At 56.8% G+C, this 20,789-nt stretch carries 15 protein-coding genes; 10 read left to right on the top strand and 5 right to left on the bottom strand.

The genetic code is table 11. The annotated features are described in order from the left end of the window. Positions 1-114: 114 nt before the first annotated feature. Entirely contained in the window at positions 115-2,310 is a 2,196-nt protein-coding gene (priA, locus tag NQ230_RS00885) for a primosomal protein N' (RefSeq protein ID WP_159515137.1), read from the bottom strand. Positions 2,311-2,510: 200 nt separating this feature from the next. Between priA and rpmE the strand changes: the two genes are divergently transcribed. Together rpmE and NQ230_RS00895 are read left to right on the top strand one after the other, a co-directional pair. After that, positions 2,511-2,723, top strand: a complete 213-nt coding sequence (gene rpmE, locus NQ230_RS00890; protein WP_003862040.1) for a 50S ribosomal protein L31 — start codon at positions 2,511-2,513, stop codon at positions 2,721-2,723. Between the two features lie 314 nt (positions 2,724-3,037). After that, complete coding sequence (locus NQ230_RS00895) at positions 3,038-3,718, top strand: oligogalacturonate-specific porin KdgM family protein (protein WP_063144388.1); 681 nt, start codon at positions 3,038-3,040, stop codon at positions 3,716-3,718. 42 nt (positions 3,719-3,760) lie between these two features. Here the strand turns inward: NQ230_RS00895 and metJ are convergent, their stop codons facing one another. Beyond that, positions 3,761-4,078, bottom strand: a complete 318-nt coding sequence (gene metJ / locus NQ230_RS00900; RefSeq protein ID WP_015966498.1) for a met regulon transcriptional regulator MetJ — start codon at positions 4,076-4,078, stop codon at positions 3,761-3,763. A gap of 276 nt (positions 4,079-4,354) precedes the next feature. Here metJ and metB point away from each other — a divergent pair, with 276 nt between their 5' ends. The 4 genes from metB to katG all read left to right on the top strand — a co-directional run bounded on the left by metB (position 4,355) and on the right by katG (position 11,500). Then, a complete protein-coding gene (gene metB / locus NQ230_RS00905) occupies positions 4,355-5,515 on the top strand; it encodes a cystathionine gamma-synthase (RefSeq protein WP_063144389.1) in 1,161 nt (386 codons plus the stop codon). Positions 5,516-5,517: 2 nt separating this feature from the next. Further along, positions 5,518-7,950, top strand: a complete 2,433-nt coding sequence (locus tag NQ230_RS00910; protein ID WP_257259582.1) for a bifunctional aspartate kinase/homoserine dehydrogenase II — start codon at positions 5,518-5,520, stop codon at positions 7,948-7,950. A 269-nt stretch (positions 7,951-8,219) separates the two neighbouring features. Beyond that, on the top strand, positions 8,220-9,110 hold the full coding sequence (metF, locus tag NQ230_RS00915) for a methylenetetrahydrofolate reductase (RefSeq protein ID WP_257259583.1): 891 nt from the start codon (positions 8,220-8,222) through the stop codon (positions 9,108-9,110). Between the two features lie 209 nt (positions 9,111-9,319). After that, positions 9,320-11,500 (top strand): catalase/peroxidase HPI, encoded by a 2,181-nt coding sequence (gene katG / locus NQ230_RS00920; RefSeq protein ID WP_121423287.1) that lies wholly within the window; start codon positions 9,320-9,322, stop codon positions 11,498-11,500. Between the two features lie 83 nt (positions 11,501-11,583). On the opposite strand, the gene gldA is transcribed toward katG, so the two are convergent. The 3 genes from gldA to ptsP are packed head-to-tail and all read right to left on the bottom strand — an operon-like array spanning position 11,584 to position 15,878. Further along, the gene (gene gldA / locus NQ230_RS00925) at positions 11,584-12,687 is read right to left on the bottom strand and encodes a bifunctional L-1,2-propanediol dehydrogenase/glycerol dehydrogenase (RefSeq protein WP_159515136.1); all 1,104 of its coding nucleotides are present in this window, start codon (positions 12,685-12,687) and stop codon (positions 11,584-11,586) included. A gap of 12 nt (positions 12,688-12,699) precedes the next feature. Next, positions 12,700-13,362, bottom strand: a complete 663-nt coding sequence (gene fsa, locus NQ230_RS00930; RefSeq protein WP_257259586.1) for a fructose-6-phosphate aldolase — start codon at positions 13,360-13,362, stop codon at positions 12,700-12,702. 14 nt (positions 13,363-13,376) lie between these two features. Continuing rightward, positions 13,377-15,878 (bottom strand): phosphoenolpyruvate--protein phosphotransferase, encoded by a 2,502-nt coding sequence (ptsP, locus tag NQ230_RS00935; RefSeq protein WP_257259588.1) that lies wholly within the window; start codon positions 15,876-15,878, stop codon positions 13,377-13,379. A 305-nt stretch (positions 15,879-16,183) separates the two neighbouring features. Here ptsP and NQ230_RS00940 point away from each other — a divergent pair, with 305 nt between their 5' ends. Genes NQ230_RS00940 through NQ230_RS00955 form a run of 4 tightly spaced genes read left to right on the top strand, consistent with a single transcriptional unit; the run spans position 16,184 to position 20,788 of the window. Next, the gene (locus tag NQ230_RS00940) at positions 16,184-17,263 is read left to right on the top strand and encodes a PTS fructose transporter subunit EIIC (RefSeq protein WP_257259589.1); all 1,080 of its coding nucleotides are present in this window, start codon (positions 16,184-16,186) and stop codon (positions 17,261-17,263) included. Between the two features lie 14 nt (positions 17,264-17,277). Continuing rightward, positions 17,278-17,598: a PTS fructose-like transporter subunit IIB gene (locus NQ230_RS00945; protein ID WP_024909180.1), complete on the top strand. Its 321-nt coding sequence runs from the start codon at positions 17,278-17,280 to the stop codon at positions 17,596-17,598. A gap of 51 nt (positions 17,599-17,649) precedes the next feature. Then, positions 17,650-19,947, top strand: coding sequence for a formate C-acetyltransferase (locus tag NQ230_RS00950; protein WP_257259590.1), 2,298 nt, complete (start codon positions 17,650-17,652; stop codon positions 19,945-19,947). Further along, positions 19,913-20,788 carry a [formate-C-acetyltransferase]-activating enzyme gene (locus NQ230_RS00955; RefSeq protein WP_257259592.1) on the top strand — a complete coding sequence of 292 codons (876 nt, stop codon included), beginning with the start codon at positions 19,913-19,915 and terminating at the stop codon, positions 20,786-20,788. The genes NQ230_RS00950 and NQ230_RS00955 overlap by 35 nt, the downstream gene beginning before the upstream one ends. Position 20,789 lies beyond the last annotated feature (1 nt).

Raw genomic sequence — 20,789 nt, forward strand, 5'->3', positions numbered from 1 at the left:
TCTCCTCGCCTGAACACCGAACTTCTGACATCACCATTTTTACAGATAGTTAATGGAATCGGTTACAGAATTTTCATAAAAAGTGTGAGGAGCGTTAAATTTTTCGATCCGTCTTCAGCCTTCGATGGGATCGACGTCCAGTACCCACTTCACTTTTCGCGCTTCCGGCAGGGTATTAATCAGTACCAGCGCGCCGCTGACGATGTGCTGAAGACGAACCCGCGAGGGGTGCTGGAGCAAAATTTGCCAGCGGAAACGTCCGCCGCGTTTTGGGGCCAGCGCTGGAACCGGGCCCAAAATCCACAGCTGATTATCCACCAGCGGGCTGGCCTGCAGGAGGTTTCTCAGCTGCTGCAGGAAAAGCGGCGCCTGCTGGTTGTTATGGTCTTCCGCGCGGATGATGACGTGGCTGGTCCACGGCGGCAGCTGCATGGTCTGGCGTTCGGCCAGCGCCTGCTCGGCAAAGGCGTCATAGCCTTTGTGCAGGAGGGTTTGCAGCAGCGGGTGCTCAGGATGGTGCGTTTGCAGCACCACTTCGCCCTGTTTACCGGCGCGACCGGCACGCCCTGCTACCTGGGTATAAAGCTGGGCGAAGCGCTCGGCTGAGCGGAAATCTGCCGAGAACAGCGCGCCATCCACGTCCAGCAGGGCGACCAGCGTCACGTCCGGGAAGTGGTGGCCTTTGGCCAGCATCTGGGTGCCAATCAGGATGCGCGCGCCGCCGCGATGCACTTCCGCCAGTTGCTGTTCCAGCGCGCCTTTGCGGCTGGTGGTGTCCCGGTCGATACGCGAAATAGGCACGTCCGGGAAGAAAGGGCCAAGCGCCTGTTCCAGCTGTTCCGTTCCCAGCCCCACCGGCACGATATGCGTGGAACCACACGACGGGCACTGGCGCGGCACCGGACGCTGGCTGTCGCAGTGGTGGCAGCGCAAATGCCGCTGGGCCTGGTGGAAGGTATAGTAGTGGTCGCAGCGCGGACACTCGGCAATCCAGCCGCAGTCGTGGCACAGCAGGGCGGGCGCGAAACCGCGTCGGTTAAGGAACAGGATCACCTGGTTGCCCGCCTGCAGGTGCTGGCGCATTCGGGTAATTAAGGCAGGCGCAAGCCCGGCCTGGACCTGCTGACCTTTCAGATCCAGTACGTGCTGAATGGCCGGACGGGCATTCCCCGCGCGACGCGTCAGGCGCAGCATGTGGTATTTGCGCTGGCGCACGTTGTGCAGCGTTTCGAGCGCAGGCGTGGCGGAGCCGAGAATAATAGGGATCTGCTCACTGTGCGCGCGATAAACAGCCAGATCGCGGGCGTGATAGCGCCAGCCTTCCTGCTGTTTATAGGAGCTGTCGTGTTCTTCGTCGATCACGATAACGCCGAGATTTTTAAACGGCGTAAACAGCGACGAGCGGGTGCCGATCACAATCGCCGCTTCGCCGTTTTTCGCTTTCAGCCAGGCGCTGAGGCGTTCGCTGTCGTTCAGGCCGGAGTGCAGCACCTCAACCGGCGCGTTAAAGCGTTCGCGGAATCGGGCGATGGTTTGCGGCGTCAGGCCAATTTCCGGCACCATCACCAGCGCCTGTTTGCCCTGAGCGAGCACGTTTTCCAGCACGCTCAGGTAGACCTCCGTTTTGCCGGAACCCGTCACTCCTGCCAGCAGCCAGGCAGAGAAATGATCGGAGGCGCTATGAATCGCGCCCACGGCGGTGGCCTGCTCGGTATTCAGACGCAGGCGATCCCCTGAAACGGAGAAACTCTCGCGCCAGTCGTAAAGGGCTGGTGCTTCGCTTGCCAGTTCGCTTAGCCCTTTCTTTCTTAATGCCTGTAGCGCCGTTTCGCTGACCTCAAGCTCGTCGACCTGATGCCGCCAGATTTTCCCCTGACGCAGCGCCGCCAGCGCCTGCTGCTGTTTCTGCGAACGCTTCAGGCTGTTGATATCCACGGCCTGACCCTGCTCGGTAGCAAACCAGTACCACATCGGCGCGTGGCTGGCGCTCTTGCCCTGGCGCAGCATGATGGGTAGAGCGTGGAACAGGACGTCACCAATGGGGTGATGATAATAATCCGCCGCCCACAGCAGCAGTCGCCAGGTACTGGTGGAGTAAACCGGCTCGCTGTCCAGCACCTCAACGACCGACTTCAGTTCATTGAGCGGCAGTTCGCTTTGATCGCTGACGGAGACAACAATCCCCACGCGCTGCTGTTTGCCAAACGGCACGGTCACGCGACAGCCCGCTTTGGCGCTCATGCTGTCAGGCAGCAGGTAGTCAAAGGTACGGGGAAGCGGAACGGGCAGGGCAACGTGAGCGACGGGCATCGAATCTTCCTGACTTGAAAAGTGGCGCGTTAGTATACACATTAGTGAAAGCGGCGTGCGGATCAGTTTGCATACGTTGGTCAAATTCTGTATGATTCGCCGCCTTTGGTGTATATTACGCCAGAGAAATTACATTCAACATCGCGTGGTGTCTGGCGTTAGGGCTGGAAGAGCGACGCGGCCTTAACTGAGGTTCTCCCATGAAAAAAGATATTCACCCGAAATACGAAATGATTACTGCAAACTGTTCTTGCGGTAACTCTATCCAGATCCGCTCTACCGTGGGCCACGATCTGAACCTGGACGTGTGCGGCAAATGCCACCCGTTCTACACTGGTAAGCAGCGTGATGTTGCAACCGGTGGCCGTGTTGACCGCTTCAACAAGCGTTTCAGCATCCCGGGCGCTAAATAAGCATCCAGGAAAAACCGCCTTCGGGCGGTTTTTTTGTGCCTGTTATACCCCTTCTGAATAAATCACATCTTAATATTTATATCTAAAATAATTAATTACGTATCATTGTATTAAATATATTTGTCTGATTTATTCTTTAACGGATAGTGAACTGTATCTCTCATTTCTTTAATTCTTTGCCATCCTTTTGACGGGGGTGTCAAAAATTAAAAGGTTTCTCTCGTTTCGTAAACTTACACTGCGCCCGTCATACATTCTTATTTGCCATGACGACACAGTGGCTTTCAGGGTGCGTTTACTTCGAGGGAAATGTTATGAAATTGAAGCAACTCTTATTTGTGCTTCCGTTAATATCGTGCGCGGCGCAGGCGGGATATGTGGACTACCGACACGAGTATTACGACGATGGGCGTAATTACGACCGTGTGTACATGTCACACCGCTTTGGCACCGGCTTTGGCGTAGCGGTTGAGGCGGTATCGCGCTCCGATAACAAGCAGTCTAACGACGCGCTTAATAATATGGAAAGTAACAGCAACGAATATACCGCAAGCTATCAATTTACCTGGCAAGGTTTTATCTGGCAGCCGGGCGTCGCCGTTGAAATGGGTGATGACATGGCCATCTATAAGCCTTATCTGCGCGTGCAGTATAATATTAATGACAGCTGGTGGACGGCGTTTCGTTATCGTACGGAATACACTCGCCGCAATGCGGACGGAAAAGATGACCGTATGGTTTATCGTCCGGAAATGTGGCTGGGTTATAATATTGATGGCTGGATGTTCGAGCTAAACGGCATATATAAATTCGCCGACAACGAAGACCTGTATAACAATAAAAAAGAAGATTACGAATATAACTTCCGCGTGGCGTATAACATCGACTCGTGGATCCCCTTTGTGGAAGTGGGCAACGTCTCTTCCGGCTATAACACCGCCACCAGCGACGACCGCCAGACGCGTCTGCGCGTGGGTTTAGGCTACAACTTCTAAGTAACCATCCCGCTGAGTAACCTCAGCGGGATCGCACCGCAGTTAGTATTCCCACGTCTCCGGGTCAATGCCCAGTTCACGCATGATGACTTTCGCCTCTTCCGGAATTTCATCACTACGCTCTTTGCGCAGATCTTCATCGTTCGGCAACGGTTGACCGGTAAACGCGTGCAGGAACGCTTCGCACAGCAGTTCGCTGTTGGTCGCGTGGCGCAGGTTGTTCACCTGACGACGCGTACGTTCATCGGTGAGGATCTTCAACACCTTCAGAGGAATAGAAACCGTAATTTTCTTTACTTGTTCACTCTTCTTACCGTGCTCAGCGTATGGGCTGATATATTCGCCGCTCCATTCAGCCATGAGATACCTTTAATCCTCTCAGTCATTTATTTAAAGGTGCAAAACCTGTAACCACCCGTTTTGAACCGCAATCTTGCCTAGTTTACCGTAGAGACGATACCGTGGCACGGATATTGCCGCTGCAGCGTGCACTAAAGCATATAATTTTAACGGCTATTTGCGCATTGCTCAATCTATACGCAAAGAAGTTTAGATGTCCAGATGTATTGACGTCCATACTTTCAATGTTTACTCTGGTGCCTGACTTTTCACCTCATTCGCCAGGAAGCCCTCACCATGACGCGTAAACAGGCCACTATTGCAGTGCGTAGCGGATTAAATGATGACGAGCAGTACGGCTGCGTTGTCCCGCCGATTCATCTTTCCAGTACCTACAATTTCACCGGATTTAATGAACCCCGCGCGCATGATTATTCGCGTCGTGGCAACCCTACGCGTGACGTGACCCAGCGTACGCTGGCCGAGCTGGAAGGTGGCGCAGGTGCAGTATTAACCAATACGGGGATGTCCGCCATTCACCTGGTGACCACGGTGTTCCTGAAACCAGGTGACCTGCTGGTCGCGCCGCACGATTGCTACGGCGGCAGCTATCGCCTGTTTGATAGCCTGGCGAAACGCGGCTGCTATCGCGTGCTGTTTGTCGATCAAAACGACGAACAGGCGCTGAAACAGGCGCTGGCAGAGAAGCCAAAGCTGGTTCTGGTGGAAAGTCCAAGTAATCCATTGTTGCGCGTTGTCGATATTGCGAAAATTTGTCAGCTCGCAAGGGATGCGGGAGCGATAAGTGTAGTGGATAATACGTTCCTCAGTCCGGCCCTTCAGAACCCACTCGCACTGGGTGCCGATCTGGTATTGCATTCATGCACTAAATATCTGAACGGCCATTCTGATGTGGTAGCGGGCGTGGTGATTGCCAAAGATCCCGACGTTGTCACCGAACTGGCATGGTGGGCCAATAATATTGGCGTCACCGCGGGTGCCTTCGACAGCTATCTGCTGTTGCGCGGCATCCGCACGCTGTCGCCGCGCATGGAAGTGGCGCAGCGCAATGCCCAGGCGATTGTTGATTTCCTGAAAACCCAGCCGCTGGTGAAGAAGCTCTATCACCCGTCGCTGCCGGAAAACCAGGGGCACGAGATTGCCGCGCGCCAGCAGAAGGGATTTGGCGCGATGTTAAGTTTTGAACTGGACGGTGACGAGCAAACGCTGCGTCGCTTCCTGAGCGGGCTGTCATTGTTTACGCTGGCGGAATCATTAGGTGGGGTTGAAAGCTTGATCTCCCACGCCGCGACCATGACGCACGCAGGTATGGCACCCGAAGCACGTGCCGCCGCCGGGATTTCTGAGACGTTGCTGCGGATCTCAACCGGTATTGAAGATTCTGAAGATTTAATTGCCGATCTGGAAAATGCCTTCCGGATCGCAGCCAAGGGGTAATCATGAGTGTGATAGCGCAGGCAGGGGCGAAGGGTCGTCAACTGCATAAGTTTGGTGGTAGTAGTCTTGCTGATGTGAAATGTTACCTGCGTGTCGCAGGGATCATGACGGAATATTCACAGCCGGGTGACATGATGGTTGTCTCGGCGGCGGGCAGCACCACCAACCAGTTGATTAGCTGGCTGAAACTGAGCCAGACCGATCGCCTTTCTGCGCATCAGGTGCAACAGTCCTTACGCCGTTACCAGAGCGAGCTGATTGCCGGCCTGCTGCCTGCGGACGTGGCGGACGGGCTGATCAGCGCCTTCACGCATGACCTTGAGCGACTGGCTGCCCTGCTGGACAGCGGGATTACCGACGCGGTGTATGCCGAAGTGGTGGGCCACGGTGAAGTGTGGTCCGCGCGCCTGATGGCCGCCGTGCTGCAGCACCTGGGTGTGGAAGCGGCCTGGCTCGACGCGCGTGATTTCCTGCGCGCCGAACGCGCCGCGCAGCCGCAGGTGGATGAAGGGTTGTCCTACCCGCTGCTGCAACAGCTGCTGGTGCAGCATTCGGGCAAACGTATTGTCGTCACCGGCTTTATCAGCCGCAGCAACGCGGGCGAAACCGTGCTGCTGGGCCGTAACGGCTCGGACTACTCGGCAACGCAGATTGGTGCCCTGGCGGGCGTGTCCCGCGTCACCATCTGGAGCGACGTGGCCGGTGTTTACAGCGCGGACCCGCGTAAAGTAAAAGATGCCTGTCTACTGCCGCTGCTGCGTCTCGACGAAGCCAGCGAGCTGGCGCGTCTGGCCGCGCCGGTACTGCACGCGCGCACGCTGCAGCCGGTTTCCGGCAGCGATATCGACCTCCAGCTGCGCTGCAGCTATACCCCGGATCAAGGCTCTACCCGTATTGAACGCGTACTGGCCTCCGGTACCGGGGCGCGTATTGTGACCAGCCACGACGACATCTGCCTGATTGAGTTCCAGGTGCCTGCGGGCCAGGACTTCAAACTGGCGCATAAAGATATCGACCTGGTATTAAAGCGCGCGCAGGTACGCCCGCTGGCCGTTGGCGTTCACAATGATCGCCAGCTGCTGCAGTTCTGCTATACCGCTGAAGTGGCTGACAGCGCGCTGAAAATTCTGGATGAAGCGGGCCTGCCTGGCGAGCTTCGCCTGCGTCAGGGGCTGGCGCTGGTGGCGATGGTGGGTGCGGGCGTCACCCGTAACCCGCTGCACTGCCACCGCTTCTGGCAGCAGCTGAAAGGCCAGCCGGTGGAGTTCACCTGGCAGTCAGAAGAGGGCATCAGCCTGGTCGCCGTTCTGCGTAAAGGGCCAACCGAGAGCCTGATTCAGGGCCTGCACACCTCCCTGTTCCGCGCGGAAAAGCGCATCGGTCTGGTGCTGTTTGGTAAAGGCAACATCGGTTCACGCTGGCTGGAGCTGTTCGCCCGCGAGCAGGTCACGCTCTCGGCGCGTACCGGATTTGAATTCATTCTCGCGGGCGTGGTGGACAGCCGCCGTAGTCTGTTGAATTACGAAGGGCTGGACGCCAGCCGCGCGCTGGCCTTCTTTAATGATGAAGCCGTTGAGCAGGATGAAGAGTCGCTGTTCCTGTGGATGCGCGCGCACCCTTACGATGACCTGGTAGTGCTGGACGTGACCGCCAGCGAGCAGCTTGCGGATCAGTACCTTGATTTCGCCAGCCACGGCTTCCACGTCATCAGTGCGAACAAGCTGGCGGGGGCGAGCAGCACCGATAAATACCGCCAGATCCACGACGCGTTTGAAAAAACAGGGCGCCACTGGCTTTATAACGCCACTGTAGGGGCTGGCCTACCGGTTAACCACACCGTGCGTGACCTGATTGAAAGCGGTGACAGCATTCTGGCGCTGAGCGGTATCTTCTCCGGCACGCTCTCCTGGCTGTTCCTTCAGTTCGACGGCACCGTACCGTTCACCGACCTGGTGGATCAGGCGTGGCAGCAGGGTTTAACGGAGCCCGATCCGCGCGTTGACCTTTCCGGCAAAGACGTGATGCGTAAGCTGGTGATCCTGGCGCGTGAAGCCGGTTACGATATCGAACCGGATGCCGTACGCGTCGAATCGCTGGTACCTGCCGGCTGTGAAGAAGGTTCTGTGGACCATTTCTTTGAAAATGGTGAAGAGCTTAACGAGCAGATGGTGCAGCGTCTGGAGGCCGCGAACGAGATGGGGCTGGTGCTGCGCTACGTGGCGCGTTTCGAGGCCAACGGAAAAGCGCGAGTCGGCGTCGAGGCGGTGCGTCCTGAACATCCGCTGGCGGCGCTGCTGCCGTGCGATAACGTCTTCGCCATCGAAAGCCGCTGGTACCGCGATAACCCGCTGGTGATCCGCGGTCCGGGCGCGGGGCGCGATGTCACCGCCGGGGCCATCCAGTCCGATATCAACCGTCTGGCTAAGCTGCTGTAACCCCTCACCCTAACCCTCTCCCCAAAGGGGAGAGGGGACTGCTCGGTGCGGTCTTTTCCCCCTCGCCCCTTTGGGGAGAGGGCCGGGGTGAGGGGCCTTCTCACCCTCATCCTGAATTTCTCTCATCTTCCCTGAGCAAACCTCACCGTTATTGTTGATTATTTATGTTGACGTCCCTCCGCTTTTCCGTCATTTTTACATCTGGACGTCTAAACGTATAGAAGTTCACAACACAACAGACAACGACATGCGATTGATAGAGGTAAGGTATGAGCTTTTTTCACGCCAACCAGCGGGAAGCACTGAATCAGAGCCTGGCCGAAGTAAACGGCCAGATTAACGTCTCTTTTGAATTTTTCCCGCCGCGCACCAGTGAAATGGAGCAAACCCTGTGGAGCTCTATCGATCGCCTGAGCAGCCTGAAACCGAAGTTTGTCTCCGTGACTTACGGTGCGAACTCCGGCGAGCGTGACCGTACGCACAGCATCATTAAGGGCATTAAAGATCGTACCGGCCTGGAAGCGGCGCCGCACCTCACCTGTATCGACGCCACTCGCGACGAGCTGCGGGCCATTGCCCAGGATTACTGGAACAACGGCATCCGCCATATCGTTGCGCTGCGCGGTGACCTGCCGCCGGGTAGCGGCAAGCCGGATATGTATGCAACCGATCTGGTCGCGCTGCTGAAGGATGTGGCCGACTTTGATATCTCCGTTGCCGCTTATCCTGAAGTGCATCCGGAAGCGAAAAGCGCCCAGGCCGACCTGCTTAACCTGAAGCGTAAAGTGGACGCCGGTGCGAACCGCGCCATTACCCAGTTCTTCTTTGATGTGGAAAGCTACCTGCGCTTTCGCGACCGCTGCGTCTCCGCGGGCATCGACGTTGAAATTATCCCGGGTATTCTGCCGGTCTCTAACTTCAAACAGGCGAAGAAATTTGCTGATATGACCAATGTGCGCATTCCGCTGTGGATGTCTAAAATGTACGAGGGGCTGGACGATGACCCGGAAACACGCAAGCTGGTGGGCGCAAATATCGCGATGGACATGGTGAAGATCTTAAGTCGTGAAGGGGTGAAGGATTTCCACTTCTACACGCTGAACCGTGCAGAGATGAGTTACGCCATATGCCACACGCTCGGCGTTAGACCAGGCGTGTAACAAAAAAGAGCCCTCTTCGGAGGGTTTTTTGATTTATAAGGGTTTTATTTTCCTGCCATATCAGCAATGCTGCCTTTGACGTACAAAACTCATGTATTTTCCATGGGAAATTAAACGGATTTAACTATCGAATCTGTGGGTTATCTCAACTATACCTTATCAACAAGGGCGTATATCGTAACGGTAACACTGTAAAAGGGAGCAAAGCGATGAGCACGTCAGACGAGACCAATAAAGCGGCATCAGTCGGCAAATGCCCGTTCCATCAGGGCGGCGTCGATCACAGCGCGGGCGCAGGTACAGGCAGCCGCGACTGGTGGCCAAAACAACTCCGCATCGATCTTCTTAATCAGCATTCCAATCGTTCGAACCCACTGGGTGAAGACTTCGACTACCGCAAAGAATTTAGCAAGCTGGATTACTCCGCCCTTAAAGGCGACCTCAAAGCACTTTTAACCGACTCCCAACCGTGGTGGCCTGCCGACTGGGGCAGCTATGCGGGCCTGTTTATCCGTATGGCCTGGCACGGCGCGGGCACCTATCGCTCCGTTGACGGGCGCGGCGGTGCCGGACGCGGTCAACAGCGCTTTGCGCCGCTGAACTCCTGGCCGGATAACGTGAGTCTGGATAAGGCGCGCCGTCTGCTGTGGCCCATCAAGCAAAAATACGGACAAAAAATTTCCTGGGCTGACCTGTTTATCCTCGCGGGTAACGTGGCGCTGGAGAACTCCGGCTTCCGCACCTTTGGTTTTGGTGCCGGGCGTGAAGACGTCTGGGAGCCGGATCTGGACGTGAACTGGGGTGATGAAAAAGCCTGGCTGACCCACCGCGACCCGGAAGCGCTGGCGAAGCGCCCTCTGGCCGCCACCGAAATGGGCCTGATCTACGTTAACCCGGAAGGGCCAAACGCCAGCGGTGAACCCCTGTCTGCTGCGGCGGCCATTCGCGCGACCTTCGGCAACATGGGGATGAACGACGAAGAGACCGTTGCGCTGATCGCGGGCGGCCACACTCTCGGCAAAACCCACGGCGCGGGTGAAGCCACGCACGTCGGCACTGACCCGGAAGCCTCGCCAATTGAAGCGCAGGGCCTGGGCTGGGCGAGCACGCACGGCACGGGCGTTGGCGCAGATGCCATTACCTCCGGTCTGGAAGTCATCTGGTCACAAACCCCGACCCAGTGGAGCAACTACTTCTTCGAGAACCTGTTCAAATACGAATGGGTACAGACCCGCAGCCCGGCAGGTGCGATTCAGTTTGAAGCCGTGGATGCACCGGAAATCATGCCCGATCCGTTCGACCCGTCGAAAAAACGCAAACCTACCATGCTGGTCACCGACCTGACGCTGCGTTTTGACCCGGAATTCGAGAAAATTTCCCGCCGCTTCCTGAACGATCCGCAGGCTTTCAACGAAGCCTTCGCCCGTGCCTGGTTCAAGCTGACCCACCGTGATATGGGGCCAAAAGCGCGTTACATCGGCCCTGAAGTGCCGAAAGAAGATCTGATTTGGCAAGACCCGCTGCCGCAGGCGGTGTTCAATCCGTCGAAAGAAGACATTGAAAGCCTGAAGGCAGAGATTGTGGCATCCGGTCTGTCCGTGAGCGAACTGGTTTCGGTTGCCTGGGCGTCAGCTTCAACCTTCCGCGGTGGCGATAAGCGCGGCGGTGCCAACGGCGCGCGTCTGGCGCTGGCTCCTCAGCGCGACTGGGATGTTAACGCCGCGGCGGTTCGCGCGTTGCCGGCTCTGGAAGCTATCCAGCGCACCACCAACAAAGCCTCACTGGCCGATATCATCGTGCTGGCGGGCGTCGTGGGTGTTGAGCAGGCGGCAAAAGCCGCAGGCGTTTACGTCAACGTGCCGTTCACCCCAGGCCGCGTGGATGCGCGTCAGGATCAGACGGATATCGAGATGTTTAACCTGCTCGAACCGATTGCCGACGGCTTCCGCAACTACCGTGCGCAGGTGGATGTGTCCACCACTGAGTCACTGCTGATCGACAAAGCCCAGCAGCTGACGCTGACCGCGCCTGAGCTGACGGTGCTGATCGGTGGCCTGCGCGTGCTGGGTGCAAACTTTGATGGCGGTAAGAACGGCGTGTTCACCGACCGCGAGGGCGTGCTGAGCAACGATTTCTTCGTGAACCTGCTGGACATGAATACCCAGTGGAAGGCGACCGACGAATCTAACGAACTGTTTGCCGGAAGCGATCGCGCCAGCGGTGAAGTGAAATACACAGCCACCCGCGCCGATCTGGTCTTCGGTTCGAACGCCGTCCTGCGCGCGCTGGCAGAGGTTTATGCCAGTGACGATGCGCATGAGAAGTTTGTCCGTGACTTCGTTGCCGCATGGGCGAAGGTGATGGATCTGGACCGGTTTGACCTGCAGTAACCCTTGTGCCGGGTGGCGCTAACGCTTACCCGGCATACAGGCAAAAAAATCCCCGCTGATGCGGGGATTTTTATTCACGCTATTTACTCCCACTCCTGCAGGAACCGCTGCCCATACTGGTCGGCCACCAGCAGCGCCGCATATACCTGATCCGGCGTTACGCCGCCGGGCATGTTGTGGATGGTTTCCCCTTCGGCACAGGCGGCTTCCGCGATCAGACGCATTTTGGCCGGAATATCCTCTTTGATGTTCAGCTGTGCAAGCGTGATCGGCAGCCCAACGCTGTGACAAAGCGCGGCGACGGTCTCTATTTCTTCTACCGGCGCGTTTTCCAGTACCAACTGCGTCAGCGTACCAAACGCCACTTTTTCGCCGTGATAGAAGTGGTGTGCGTCCGGTACCGCCGTCATACCGTTATGAATAGCATGTGCCGCCGCCAGACCACCGCTTTCAAAGCCTACGCCGCTGAGATAGGTGTTGGCTTCGATGATGCGTTCCAGCGCCGGTGTAACCACATGCTGTTCTGCGGCCAGCATGGCTTTTTCACCCTCTTCAACCAGCGTGTTGTAGCACAGCTCGGCCAGCGCGAGAGCTGCCTGAGTACATTTGCCGCCCGCCATGGTGGTCGCACCGCTGCGCGAGCAGGCGCGTGCTTCAAACCACGTCGCCAGCGCATCGCCAATCCCGGCGGCAAGCAGACGTGCTGGCGCACCCGCCACCACTTTGGTGTCGACAATGACCATGTTCGGGTTGTGCGGCAGCATCAGGTAGCGATCGAACTCACCGCTGTCGGTGTAAATGACGGAAAGGGCGCTGCACGGTGCATCGGTGGAGGCGATAGTTGGCGCAATAGCTACGGGTACGTCCATAAAATGGGCCAGCGCTTTGGCGGTATCCAGCGTTTTACCACCGCCAATGCCCAGCACCGCCATGCAGTCGGCGCTGTCGGCCAGCTTTTTCAGGCGATCGATTTCATTTTGTGAACATTCGCCACCAAACGGCGCGATTTCGGCATGCAGTTCGGCTTTTTTAAAACTCTGACGCAGGGTCTCTTCGGCAAAACCCAGCACAAATTTATCGCCGACAACCAGCCAGCGATTGGCCAGGGGCTTCAGATAGTCGCCGAGACGGGTAAGCACATCAGCGCCCTGGATATATTTCCCCGGCGATTGAATGATACGGTCCATAACAGTTCTCCCTTAGAGGTTGAGGTTACCAAACGCGTTTTTCCAGTCCTGCTCGAACTTCTCTATGGCTGACTCTACCGCTGGCGTGCCGAGCATTTGTTGCGCTACGTCTAAGGGAAGCGTAATTGCTTCACATCCGGCGAGCAGGCAGTCCAGCGCCTGACGCGGCGTTTTGAAGCTGGCGGCCAGCACTTTGCTTTCCGGCGCGTGCAGTTCCAGCAGGGATTGCAGTTCCTGGACCGTGCGAATGCCATCACCGCCCTGAGCGTCAACGCGGTTTACATACGGCGCGACATATTTCGCGCCTGCCAGCGCGGCAAGCAAACCCTGTGCGGCGCTATAAACGGCGGTCCCCAGCGTGGTTATCCCCTCTTTTTTCAGCGCCTTAATAGCGGTAAGGCCCTCAGCCGTAACCGGGATTTTCACCACGATGTCCGGGATGGCGTTACTCAGACGTTTTGCCTCCGCCACCATGCCTTCTGCGTCGCGGCTCATGGTTTGAGCAAACAGCGTGCCTTCCGGTCCAATGGCTTTTTGCAGGCGCGGGAGCACGTCCCAGATGGATTCACGGCTGGCGGCAATGATGCTCGGGTTGGTGGTGACACCCGCAATAGGGAAGATGCGGGCCAGACGTTCAACTTCCGCCACGTTGGCGGTATCCAGATACAGTTCCATTACTCTTCCTCGTTTCAGAGTTCTAATTCGTGTTGCAGCAGGGAGGCGATGGCCTCTTCTGAGCTGGCGTTGACCAGCGCGCTGCGGAAATCGTCATGCATGATGCGGCGGGCCAGGCGGGAGAAAATACGCATATGCTGGTCGCCCGCGGCGTGTTTGTTCAGCGTCAGCATGATGATGAACTGTGCTTCTTCATCTCCCCACATGACGGGGGATTTCAGGCGCGCAACGCTGATGGTGGATTGCTCAATATGCTCAGACTTGCTGTGCGGAATGGCGAAGCTGAAGCCAAGTCCGGTAGAGAAAACGGCTTCGCGCGCCCACAGATCGGCCTCCAGCTTGCGGGGGTAGCGGCAACGTCCGGCGAGCAGCAGGTTATCGGTCATCCCTTTCATGACCTCTTCTTTACTGTTCCAGTCGTTATCCAGCGAAATACAGCGTGGCGTCACCAGCGGCGTGTCCTGCTGATTCATGCGGAACTGCGCCAGCAGGTGTTCCACTTCAAGCGAGGTGCGACACGCCATGGCCTGGTTCAGCAGCTGGCGGCAGGCGCGGCTATCAAGCTGTGCCAGGCGCGCCTTGGTTGCCGGAATGGCGGGCGACCCCATGCTCAGCTCGTCCAGTCCCAGCCCCACCAGCAGCGGCAGCACTGAACCTTTTGCGCCCAGCTCGCCGCACAGGCCAATCCATTTCCCCTGGCGATGGACGGCCTGTACCGCATAATCCAGCGCCCTCAGGAAGGCCGGGTTCAGGCTGTTGTAGTGGCGTGTGACTTTGGCGTTGTCGCGGTCGACGGCCAGCAGATACTGCGTCAGGTCATTGCTGCCGATGCTAAAGAAATCAATCTCTTCACAGCACTGATCGATGATGAACATCACCGAAGGCACTTCCAGCATGATGCCGAGCGGGATTTTTTCATCGAACGGAATATGTTCAGCGCGAAGCTGCTGTTTCGCTTCGGCAAGTTTCTCTTTCACCCACAGGATCTCTTCCATAGAGGAGATCATCGGGATCATGATCTTCAGGCTGCCGTGAGCAGAGGCACGCAGGATCGCCCGAAGCTGGGTGATGAAAAGGGCTGCATACTCTTCGTAAATACGTACGGCGCGGTAGCCGAGGAACGGGTTATTTTCCGCCGGGATATTCAGGTATTCCACCGGCTTATCGCCGCCAATATCCATGGTGCGCACGATAATGCTGCGCCCGTTTGCACTTTCCAGCGCCTGACAGAAAATGTTGTACAGCTCGTTTTCACCGGGCGCGCTGCTGCGGTCCATATACAGCATTTCGGTGCGGAACAGGCCAACGCCCTCGGCGCCGTTACCGAATGCCGCCTGCGCTTCCACCGCGTGGGCGATGTTCGCAGCAATCTCAATGCGCAAGCCATCGGCGGTTCTGGCTTCCCGATCGAGCCAGATACGCTGCTGCTCGCGTAGTGCCTGTTGTACCCGTGCTTCCTGGCGGTAGTAGCGCGCTACCGCATCGCTGGCGTTGACCACGACCGCACCGGCATTGCCATCAATAAATACGGGTTTATTGCGCCACAGCAGCAGGCTTTCACTGTCAACGCCCACCAGCGTCGGAATATTAAAGGAACGTGCAAGAATGACGGTGTGCGAGGTTGTTCCGCCGCTTTTTAACAGCAGCCCCTTAAGTAAGGTTTTATCGAGTTCCAGGAATTGGCCGGGCGTAAGATCATCCGCCAGACAAACGCTCTGCTGAGTTAGCTGTCCCGGTGCCGGGAAGCGTTGTTCACCATAAATCTGTTGTAAAAGTTGATAGCAGACATCGCGCACATCCAGCACGCGTTCCTGCAGATAGCTGCTGCTGGAACGAGAGAACGTATCGCAGAAATGGTTGGCTGTGGCGATTGTCGCTTGCGCGCAGCTTAGCCCCTGGCTCAAGCCCGCAAGCAGATGCTGGCGTAAAGAGGTATCCGTCGCGAGCGATCGATGTGCCTCAAGAATGGCGCCGGCGGTGCTGTCGCTGTCCAGCGCGCGAAGCTCAATGTTTTTCACCAGCAGGATGAGGCCGTTATCCAGCGCGGACTGCTCCTCTTCTGGGCTTTTTGCATCGGGCAAATCCGTCAGTGCATTGAGATCCAGCAAGGTCAGCAAGGTTAACACGCCCCGGGCGCTACCGCTGCAAACGGGCAGGGCGCGGAAAAGCGTTGGGTTAAGGCGCGAGAGGGATTCTGGCAGCGGATCGCGCTCAATATTGATGTCTTCTGCGAGCGGCGCATCACAGTGTGGAAACTCTTCCCGGAGCCACTGTTCCAGCTGTTGATGGGCGCTCTGCTCATCTTCGCCTTGGATCACCAGTCGACAGGCGTCGCCTGCCAGCGTGTCGGTGCCAATAAGTGCCAGTGCGCTCTTGGCATTTCCTTTGCGGTCAGTGCGCAGGTTATGCCACTCGATCTGTGAGATAAACGTATTGCACAGCGTCTCCACATGACTTGCCGGACGCGCGTGCACCCCGTTGGGCAATTCACAGGTAAATTCCACTACCAGAGCCATACACACTCCTGAAACCAATCATCATTCATTGGGGAACAGCATACGAGTGTGTTGATGGCGCACGCCATGTGACAAATCTGCCAAAAGCTGGACAAATGTAATATCAGGTGAAAAGTGAGATTTAACTCACAGGTTGTGGTGGTTTGTCTTAAGCGTAGCGTCTATCAGAAATATCGAGGCAGATCGCATTTTTATTTCGATATTACAAAAATCCAGTAAATGGCCTTTTTGTCTCCTGTCCGCCGTCTTCCTGATTGCCTATTGTTTGCCACAACATCTTTATGGTTTTAGGCCAGGAGCGACATATGAAAGAGTTGGTGCATATTCTCAAGAACACGCGGCAGCATCTGATGACCGGGGTGTCGCACATGATCCCGTTCGTGGTCGCGGGCGGTATTTTGCTGGCGGTTTCGGTCATGCTGTACGGCAAGGGCGCGGTACCGGATGCCGTAACCGATCCCAACCTCAAAAAGCTATTCGATATCGGCGTGGCGGGGTTAACGCTGATGGTGCCTTTCCTGGCCGCCTATATTGGCTACTCCATTGCCGAACGTGCAGCGCTTGCTCCCTGCGCTATTGCCGCGTGGGTCGGTAACAGCTTCGGTGCGGGGTTCTTCGGCGCCATTATTGCCGGGATCCTCGGCGGGATTGTGGTCTGGTATCTGAAAAAACTGCCGGTCCCGAAAGTCCTGCGCTCCGTCATGCCTATCTTCATCATCCCTATCATCGGCACCTTTGTTACCGCGGGCATCATGATGTGGGGTCTGGGTGAACCAGTTGGTGCGTTGACGACGGGCTTAACCCAGTGGCTGCAAGGAATGCAGCAGGGCAGCATCGTCGTGTTGGCCATCATCATTGGGTTGATGCTGGCCTTCGACATGGGCGGCCCGATTAATAAAGTCGCCTATGCCTTCATGCTGATCTGCGTTGCTCAGGGCGTCTACACCGTGGTGGCGATTGCGGCGGTAGGCATCTGCGTTCCACCGCTGGGATTAGGCCTGGCGACGCTGATTAATCGCAAGAATTTTACCGGTGAAGAGCGTGAAGCGGGAAAGGCTGCATTAGTGATGGGCTGCGTAGGGGTCACCGAAGGGGCCATTCCGTTCGCCGCTGCTGACCCTCTGCGTGTCATTCCCTCCATCATGCTGGGATCGGCATGTGGCGCAGTGACGGCTGCCGTGATGGGCGCGCAGTGTTATGCCGGCTGGGGCGGGCTCATCGTTCTCCCTGTGGTGGAGGGCAAACTGGGCTACATCGCGGCGGTCGCCGTAGGGGCTGTGGTGACGGCCCTTAGCGTCAACGTGCTGAAGAGTATTGCCCGCAAGAATGCAAAACCGGTCGATGAAAAAGAGGACGACCTGGATCTGGATTTCGAAATTAACTGAGTGAGGAAGAGAACATGGCCCGAATTATCGCAGTAACAGCATGCCCGTCAGGCGTTGCCCATACCTACATGGCGGCCGAAGCGCTGGAAAGCGCCGCGAAAGCCAAAGGCTGGGAAGTGAAGGTTGAAACGCAGGGGTCGATTGGTCTTGAGAACGAGCTGAATGCTGAGGATATCGCCGCAGCGGATATGGTGATCCTGACCAAAGATATCGGCATCAAGTTTGAAGAACGTTTTACCGGGAAAACCATCGTGCGCGTCAACATTAGCGACGCGGTAAAACGCGCCGACGCCATCATGAACAAGATTGATGCCCACCTGGCGCAAACCGCCTGACGTTCTCCCGCCCTTCGGGGCGGGCTTGTTTTCCGTTACAGGAGTTCCCTCATGACGAATCGTACCCAACGTTTGAAAGACGCACTTTTTGCCAGCCCACGTGAAATCTCGCTTGAGCGTGCTTTGCTCTATACCGCCAGCCATCAGCAGACGGAAGGTGAGCCGGTTATCCTCAGGCGTGCAAAAGCCACGGCGTACATTCTTGACCATGTGAACATCGCGATTCGTGAGGAGGAACTAATTGCCGGAAACCGGACCGTTAAACCGCGTGCGGGCATCATGTCGCCTGAGATGGATCCGTACTGGCTGCTTAAGGAGTTGGACCAGTTTTCCACGCGTCCGCAGGACCGCTTTGACATCAGCGATGAGGACAAGCAGACCTACCGTGACGTGCTGTATCCCTACTGGGAAAAACGGTCGATGAAGGATTTCATCAACAGCCAGATGACGGATGAGGTGAAAGCCGCTGTGGGGACGCAAATTTTCAGCGTCAACCAGACGGACAAAGGGCAGGGGCATATCATTATTGATTATCCGCGCCTGCTCAATAACGGCCTGGGTGCGCTGGTGGAGGAATTGCGCGAACACTGCGCCCGCGATGCGCAGAACACGTTTTATGCCGCAGCGCTGATTCTGCTTGAAGCGTCCCAGCGTCATATTCTGCGCTACGCCGCGCTGGCTGAAACGCTTGCAACCGTCTGTGATGACGCTTCACGGCGTGAAGAATTACGGAAGATGGCAGAAATCTCGCGCCACAACGCGCAGCATAAGCCACAAACGTTCTGGCAGGCGTGTCAGCTGTTCTGGTACATGAACGTCATTTTGCAGTATGAATCCAACGCCAGCTCGCTCTCTATCGGGCGCTTTGACCAGTACATGCTGCCCTTTTATCAGGCCTCGCTCTCACAAGGCGAAGATCCCGCGTTCCTGAAAGAGATTCTGGAATCGCTGTGGGTGAAGTGCAATGACGTGGTGCTTTTACGCTCGACCAGCAGCGCCCGCTATTTTGCCGGGTTCCCGACAGGCTATACCGCACTATTGGGCGGCCTGACGGAGAGCGGGCGTAGCGCGGTCAACGTGCTTTCCTTCCTGTGTCTGGATGCTTACCAGAGCGTTCAGCTTCCTCAACCTAACCTCGGCGTGCGGGTTAACGAACTTATCGACCGGCCTTTCCTGCTAAAAACGGCGGAGACGATCCGCCTGGGTACCGGCATCCCGCAGATCTTCAATGATGAAGTGGTGGTGCCTGCCTTCCTCAATCGGGGTGTGTCGCTGGAAGATGCCCGCGACTACGCGGTGGTTGGCTGTGTAGAGCTGTCGATTCCGGGGAAAACCTACGGTCTGCACGATATCGCGATGTTTAACCTGCTGAAGGTGATGGAAATCGCGATGCAGGAGAACGAAGGCAACGCAGGGCTGAGTTATGAAGGGTTGCTGGGGCATATTCGCGCCAAAATTAATCACTACATTGCGCTGATGGTCGAGGGGAGCAATATCTGCGATATCGGCCATCGTGACTGGGCTCCGGTGCCGTTGCTCTCTTCTTTTATCAGCGATTGTCTGGAAGCGGGAAAAGACATTACCGACGGTGGCGCACGCTATAACTTTTCCGGCGTGCAGGGGATCGGGATAGCGAATCTGAGCGACTCGCTGCATGCCCTGAAAGGGCTGGTCTTTGAACAGCAGCGCTTAAGTTTTGACGAGCTGTTAGCCGTGTTAAACGCTAACTTTGCCACGCCTGAGGGCAAAAAAATCCGCGCCCGGTTGATCAATCGCTTCGAAAAATACGGCAATGATATCGATGATGTCGACAACATCAGCGCTGAACTGCTGCGCCACTACTGTAAAGAGGTCGAAAAATACCGGAACCCGCGCGGCGGGCAGTTCACGCCCGGTTCTTATACCGTATCGGCACACGTACCGCTGGGGGCGGTGGTGGGGGCAACGCCCGATGGCCGTTTTGCCGGGGAGCAACTGGCAGACGGTGGGCTCTCGCCGATGCTGGGGCAAGATATGCAGGGCCCGACGGCGGTACTGAAATCGGTAAGTAAGCTGGATAACTATCTGTTATCTAACGGTACGCTGCTAAACGTTAAATTCACCCCAGCGACGCTGGAAGGCGATGCCGGGCTGCAAAAGCTGGCGGATTTCCTTCGCGCCTTCACCCAGCTTAAGTTGCAGCATATCCAGTTCAACGTGGTGAATGCGGACACATTGCGTGAAGCGCAACAGCGTCCACAGGATTTTGCCGGGCTGGTGGTACGCGTTGCCGGATACAGCGCCTTCTTTGTTGAGTTATCGAAGGAGATCCAGGATGACATTATCCGCCGCACAGCGCATCAGCTGTGACGTGGTTGAAACGCGGGCCGATGTGGCGCGTATTTTCAACATCCAGCGCTACTCATTGAACGACGGACGCGGCATCCGTACGGTGGTTTTTTTTAAAGGCTGCCCTCACCGCTGTCCGTGGTGCGCGAATCCGGAGTCGATCTCGCCGAAAATCGAGACGGTGCGTCGGGAGAGTAAATGTCTGCGCTGTGCTCCCTGCCTGCGGGACGCTGAGGAGTGTCCCTCCGGCGCGTTCGAGCACATCGGGCGCGATGTGACCCTGGATGAGCTGGAAAACGAGGTAATGAAAGACGATGTCTTCTTTCGTTCCTCGGGAGGCGGGGTGACGCTTTCGGGCGGGGAAGTGTTGCTGCAGGCGCCTTTCGCGACACAGCTTCTACAGAGGCTGCGTCGTTTCGGCGTGCATACGGCCATCGAAACGGCAGGCGATGCGCCGTTGTCCCGACTCATGCCGCTGGCCCGCCAGTGTGATGAAGTGCTGTTTGATTTGAAGATCATGGACACGGCGCTGGCCCAATCAATTGTGGCAATGAATCTTCCCAGAGTGCTGGATAATTTCCGCCAGCTGGTGGCTGACGGGATAAACGTGATTCCCCGTGTCCCGCTTATTCCTGGCTATACGCTTAACGAAACGAACATGGCGCGCGTGCTGGCTTTCCTGCTACCTTCAGGAATACGGCAGCTGCATTTATTGCCCTTCCATCAGTATGGGGAGCCAAAATACCGTCTGCTAGGACAGGAGTGGGGAATGCGGCAAGCGAGCCCGCCGACAGAAGATGAGGTGCTAGCGATGCGTCTACTGGCCGAGCGCGAAGGTTTCATTGTTACTCTGGGAGGCTGAA

This window comes from Enterobacter asburiae (genome assembly GCF_024599655.1).
Classification (GTDB): Bacteria; Pseudomonadota; Gammaproteobacteria; order Enterobacterales; family Enterobacteriaceae; genus Enterobacter; species Enterobacter asburiae_D.

Bases quoted from the DNA above. Each gene is read 5' to 3' on its own strand.
- gldA (WP_159515136.1), bottom strand. From the start codon at position 12,687: ATGGACCGTATCATTCAATCGCCGGGGAAATATATCCAGGGCGCTGAT.
- rpmE (WP_003862040.1), top strand. From the start codon at position 2,511: ATGAAAAAAGATATTCACCCGAAATACGAAATGATTACTGCAAACTGT.
- NQ230_RS00895 (WP_063144388.1), top strand. From the start codon at position 3,038: ATGAAATTGAAGCAACTCTTATTTGTGCTTCCGTTAATATCGTGCGCG.
- NQ230_RS00940 (WP_257259589.1), top strand. From the start codon at position 16,184: ATGAAAGAGTTGGTGCATATTCTCAAGAACACGCGGCAGCATCTGATG.
- NQ230_RS00910 (WP_257259582.1), top strand. From the start codon at position 5,518: ATGAGTGTGATAGCGCAGGCAGGGGCGAAGGGTCGTCAACTGCATAAG.
- metJ (WP_015966498.1), bottom strand. From the start codon at position 4,078: ATGGCTGAATGGAGCGGCGAATATATCAGCCCATACGCTGAGCACGGT.
- katG (WP_121423287.1), top strand. From the start codon at position 9,320: ATGAGCACGTCAGACGAGACCAATAAAGCGGCATCAGTCGGCAAATGC.
- metB (WP_063144389.1), top strand. From the start codon at position 4,355: ATGACGCGTAAACAGGCCACTATTGCAGTGCGTAGCGGATTAAATGAT.
- NQ230_RS00955 (WP_257259592.1), top strand. From the start codon at position 19,913: ATGACATTATCCGCCGCACAGCGCATCAGCTGTGACGTGGTTGAAACG.
- priA (WP_159515137.1), bottom strand. From the start codon at position 2,310: ATGCCCGTCGCTCACGTTGCCCTGCCCGTTCCGCTTCCCCGTACCTTT.
- fsa (WP_257259586.1), bottom strand. From the start codon at position 13,362: ATGGAACTGTATCTGGATACCGCCAACGTGGCGGAAGTTGAACGTCTG.
- metF (WP_257259583.1), top strand. From the start codon at position 8,220: ATGAGCTTTTTTCACGCCAACCAGCGGGAAGCACTGAATCAGAGCCTG.
- NQ230_RS00945 (WP_024909180.1), top strand. From the start codon at position 17,278: ATGGCCCGAATTATCGCAGTAACAGCATGCCCGTCAGGCGTTGCCCAT.
- NQ230_RS00950 (WP_257259590.1), top strand. From the start codon at position 17,650: ATGACGAATCGTACCCAACGTTTGAAAGACGCACTTTTTGCCAGCCCA.
- ptsP (WP_257259588.1), bottom strand. From the start codon at position 15,878: ATGGCTCTGGTAGTGGAATTTACCTGTGAATTGCCCAACGGGGTGCAC.